This is a genomic window from Pseudomonas sp. NPDC087598, assembly GCF_044743525.1.
Lineage (GTDB): Bacteria > Pseudomonadota > Gammaproteobacteria > Pseudomonadales > Pseudomonadaceae > Aquipseudomonas.
The window spans coordinates 1-4,422 of record NZ_JBIUWQ010000125.1 but is presented as its reverse complement, the minus strand read 5'-3'; the positions used below and the strand labels follow the sequence as shown (position 1 = coordinate 4,422).

3 protein-coding genes are annotated in these 4,422 nt (G+C 58.8%); all 3 read left to right on the top strand.

All coding sequences use genetic code 11. The annotated features are described in order from the left end of the window. A partial coding sequence (locus ACIOWE_RS29815; protein WP_401398535.1) for a thiamine pyrophosphate-dependent enzyme occupies positions 1–1,459 on the top strand: 1,459 nt, incomplete at its 5' end. Positions 1,460–1,501: 42 nt separating this feature from the next. Beyond that, positions 1,502–2,725, top strand: a complete 1,224-nt coding sequence (gene odhB / locus ACIOWE_RS29810; RefSeq protein ID WP_401398533.1) for a 2-oxoglutarate dehydrogenase complex dihydrolipoyllysine-residue succinyltransferase — start codon at positions 1,502–1,504, stop codon at positions 2,723–2,725. A 97-nt stretch (positions 2,726–2,822) separates the two neighbouring features. Further along, on the top strand, positions 2,823–4,259 hold the full coding sequence (lpdA, locus tag ACIOWE_RS29805; RefSeq protein ID WP_339453598.1) for a dihydrolipoyl dehydrogenase: 1,437 nt from the start codon (positions 2,823–2,825) through the stop codon (positions 4,257–4,259). Positions 4,260–4,422: the final 163 nt, after the last annotated feature.

Sequence of the window (4,422 nt, the reverse complement as noted above, 5' to 3'; positions counted from 1 at the left end):
GGTCTGCGACCGTCGTCGCGGCCACAACGAGGCCGACGAGCCAAGTGGCACCCAGCCGCTGATGTATCAGCAGATCACCAAGCAGCGCACCACCCGTGAGCTGTACGCTGATCGTCTGACTCAGGCCGGTGTACTTGACGCTGAACGTGTTCAGGCCAAGGTCGACGAATACCGCAACGCGCTGGACAACGGTCTGCATGTTGTGAAATCACTGGTCAAAGAGCCGAACAAAGAGCTGTTCGTGGACTGGCGTCCGTATCTGGGCCACGCCTGGACTGCGCGTCACGACACTCGTTTCGATCTGAAGACCCTGCAGGAACTGTCCGCCAAGCTGCTGGAAAGTCCGGCGGGCATCGTGGTTCAGCGTCAGGTTGCGACGATCTCCGAAGACCGTCAGAAGATGCAAGCCGGCGGCCTGCCGATCAACTGGGGTTACGCCGAAACCATGGCGTACGCGACCCTGGCGTTCGAAGGTCACCCGATCCGCATGACGGGTCAGGACATCGGTCGCGGTACGTTCTCGCACCGTCACGCTGTTCTGCACAACCAGAAAGATGCCGGCACTTACATTCCGCTGCAGCACCTGTACGACGGTCAGCCACGTTTTGACCTGTACGACTCGTTCCTGTCGGAAGAAGCGGTATTGGCGTTCGAATACGGTTACTCGACCACCACGCCAAATGCGCTGGTGATCTGGGAAGCCCAGTTCGGCGACTTCGCCAACGGTGCACAGGTGGTTATCGACCAGTTCATCACCAGCGGCGAACACAAGTGGGGCCGTCTCTGCGGTCTGACCATGTTGCTGCCACACGGTTACGAAGGTCAGGGTCCTGAGCACTCCTCGGCACGTCTGGAGCGTTACCTGCAGCTGTGCGCCGAGCACAACATTCAGGTCGCCGTACCGACCACGCCGGCACAGATCTACCACTTGCTGCGTCGTCAGGTGATTCGTCCGCTGCGCAAGCCGCTGGTCGTGCTGACGCCGAAGTCGCTGCTGCGCCACAAGCTGGCCATCTCGACACTGGAAGATCTGGCCGAAGGTTCTTTCCAGACCGTGATCCCGGAAATCGATGCCCTGGACCCGAAAAAGGTCGAGCGCGTTGTTCTGTGCAGCGGCAAGGTCTACTACGACCTGCTGGAAAAACGCCGTGCCGAAGGCCGCGAAGATATCGCCATCGTGCGTATCGAGCAGTTGTACCCATTCCCTGAGGACGACTTGAAAGAAGTCCTGGCTCCTTATACCAACGTCAAACATGCCGTTTGGTGTCAGGAAGAGCCGATGAACCAGGGCGCCTGGTACTGCAGCCAGCACCACTTGCGTCGCAGCATCAGCAACCTCAACAAATCTCTCGTACTTGAGTACGCGGGCCGTGAGGCTTCTGCTGCACCTGCTTGTGGCTACGCATCGATGCACGCCGAGCAGCAGGAAAAACTGCTGCAAGACGCGTTTACCGTTTAACGCCTTCGCGCACCTGAAACCGAATTTAAGGAACCACAGATAATGGCTATCGAGATCAAAGCCCCCACTTTCCCGGAATCGGTTGCCGATGGCACCGTTGCCACCTGGCACAAAAAACCGGGCGACGCAGTCAAGCGCGACGATCTGATCGTTGACATCGAAACTGACAAAGTCGTACTGGAAGTTCTGGCTACTGCTGACGGCGTGCTGGGCGCAATCGTCAAGAACGAAGGCGACACCGTTCTGTCCGACGAAGTCCTGGGCTCCATCGAAGCGGGCGGCGCTGCTGCCGCTGCTCCAGCCGCCGCTGCTGCTCCGGCAACTGCTGCCGCTGCACCGGCTGCTGCCGAAGGCGAAGACGATCCTGTTGCTGCACCGGCTGCTCGCAAGCTGGCTGAAGAAAACGGCATCAACATCGCTTCCGTTGCCGGCACCGGTAAAGGCGGTCGTGTGACCAAGGAAGACGTGGTTGCAGCCGTTGCTGCCAAGAAAGCCGCTCCAGCTGCCGCGCCTGCCAAGGCTGCTGCTCCTTCGGCTGCCGCTCCTGTGTTCGCCGCTGGCGACCGCATCGAGAAGCGCGTACCGATGACCCGCGTTCGTGCCACCGTGGCCAAGCGTCTGGTTGAAGCTCAGTCGAACATGGCGATGCTGACCACTTTCAACGAAGTCGACATGACTGAAGTCATGGCTCTGCGTTCGAAGTACAAGGACCTGTTCGAGAAGTCCCACAACGGCGTACGCCTGGGCTTCATGTCGTTCTTCGTGAAAGCAGCTACCGAAGCGCTGAAGCGCTTCCCGGCTGTCAACGCGTCGATCGACGGTGCTGACATCGTTTACCACGGCTACGCGGACATCGGCGTTGCCGTTTCCAGCGACCGTGGCCTGGTTGTTCCGGTTCTGCGTAACGCCGAACTGATGAGCCTGGCTGAAATCGAAGGCGGCATCGCCACTTTCGGCAAGAAAGCCCGTGACGGCAAATTGTCGATGGACGAGATGACCGGTGGTACCTTCACCATCACCAACGGTGGTACCTTCGGTTCGATGATGTCGACCCCGATCGTCAACCCGCCGCAGGCAGCGAGTCTGGGCCTGCACCACATCATCCAGCGTCCGCTGGCCCTCACCCGTCAGGTCGCTATCCGTCCGATGATGTACCTGGCACTGTCCTACGATCACCGTCTGATCGATGGCAAAGAAGCTGTAACCTTCCTGGTGACCATCAAGAACCTGCTGGAAGATCCGGCTCGTCTGTTGCTGGATATCTGATAGAAGCAGCTGCAAGCTTCGAGCAACAAGCCGCAAGAAAGGGCGGCTTGGCTTGAAGCTTGTGGCTTGAAGCTTTTCGCTAAAGAGGATTTTTTGAATGTCGCAGAAATTTGACGTAGTAGTGATCGGTGCCGGCCCTGGCGGTTACGTAGCTGCCATCAAGGCCGCGCAGCTGGGTCTGACCACTGCCTGCATCGAGAAGTACACCGACGCCGAAGGCAAGCAAGCCTTGGGCGGTACCTGCCTGAACGTCGGCTGCATTCCTTCCAAGGCGCTGCTGGACAGCTCCTGGAAATACAAGGAAGCCAAAGAAAGCTTCAACGTTCACGGTATCTCGACTGGCGAAGTCAAAATGGACGTCGCTGCGATGGTTGGCCGCAAGGCTGGCATCGTCAAGAACCTGACCGGCGGCGTTGCCACCCTGTTCAAGGCCAACGGCGTTACTTCGATCCAGGGCCACGGCAAACTGCTGGCTGGCAAGAAAGTCGAAGTCACCAAGCCGGACGGCTCGGTTGAAGTCATCGAAGCTGAAAACGTGATCCTGGCTCCAGGCTCGCGTCCAATCGACATTCCACCGGCTCCGGTTGACCAGAAAGTCATCGTCGATTCGACCGGTGCACTGGAATTCCAGACCGTACCTAAGCGTCTGGGCGTGATCGGCGCTGGCGTGATCGGTCTGGAACTGGGTTCGGTATGGTCGCGTCTGGGCTCCGAAGTAGTTGTTCTGGAAGCACTGGACACTTTCCTGATGGCAGCGGACACCGCTGTTTCCAAGGAAGCGCTGAAAACCCTGACCAAACAAGGTCTGGACATCAAGCTGGGCGCTCGCGTAACCGGTTCGAAAGTCAACGGCGACGAAGTCGTTGTTAGCTACACCGATGCCAATGGCGAACAGACCATCACTTTCGACAAGCTGATCGTAGCCGTTGGTCGCCGTCCGGTGACCACTGATCTGCTGGCTGCCGACAGCGGTGTGACCCTCGATGAGCGCGGTTTCGTGCACGTTGATGATCACTGCGCCACCACCGTACCGGGCGTTTTCGCCATCGGTGACGTGGTTCGCGGCATGATGCTGGCTCACAAAGCCTCGGAAGAGGGCATCATGGTTGTCGAGCGCATCAAGGGCCACAAAGCCCAGATGAACTATGACCTGATCCCTTCGGTTATTTATACTCACCCGGAAATCGCGTGGGTTGGCAAAACCGAGCAGGCCTTGAAAGCTGAAGGCGTTGAAGTTAACGTCGGCACCTTCCCGTTCGCCGCTTCCGGCCGTGCCATGGCCGCCAACGATACCGGTGGTTTCGTCAAGGTCATCGCTGATGCCAAGACTGACCGCGTATTGGGCGTGCACGTGATTGGCCCGAGCGCTGCAGAACTGGTTCAGCAGGGCGCGATCGGTATGGAGTTCGGCACCAGCGCTGAAGACCTGGGCATGATGGTTTTCTCCCATCCGACCCTGTCTGAAGCCTTGCACGAAGCTGCTCTGGCTGTGAATGGCGGCGCCATCCACATTGCCAACCGCAAGAAGCGTTAACAGACAATAAGAAACCACGGCGGTAACGGCCCGTCGTGAGCCTTGCGAGCAAGTCTCACCGCGGAATGTCCGCTGGACGCAGTCTTGCGTAGCTGCACCGGGTATCCGGAAAGGCTACGCAAGCAGCAGTCACAGGTGGCGCGGCACTCATAAAGAGCGCAGC

Coding starts and splice junctions, on each gene's coding strand:
- lpdA (WP_339453598.1), top strand. CDS start 2,823: ATGTCGCAGAAATTTGACGTAGTAGTGATCGGTGCCGGCCCTGGCGGT.
- odhB (WP_401398533.1), top strand. CDS start 1,502: ATGGCTATCGAGATCAAAGCCCCCACTTTCCCGGAATCGGTTGCCGAT.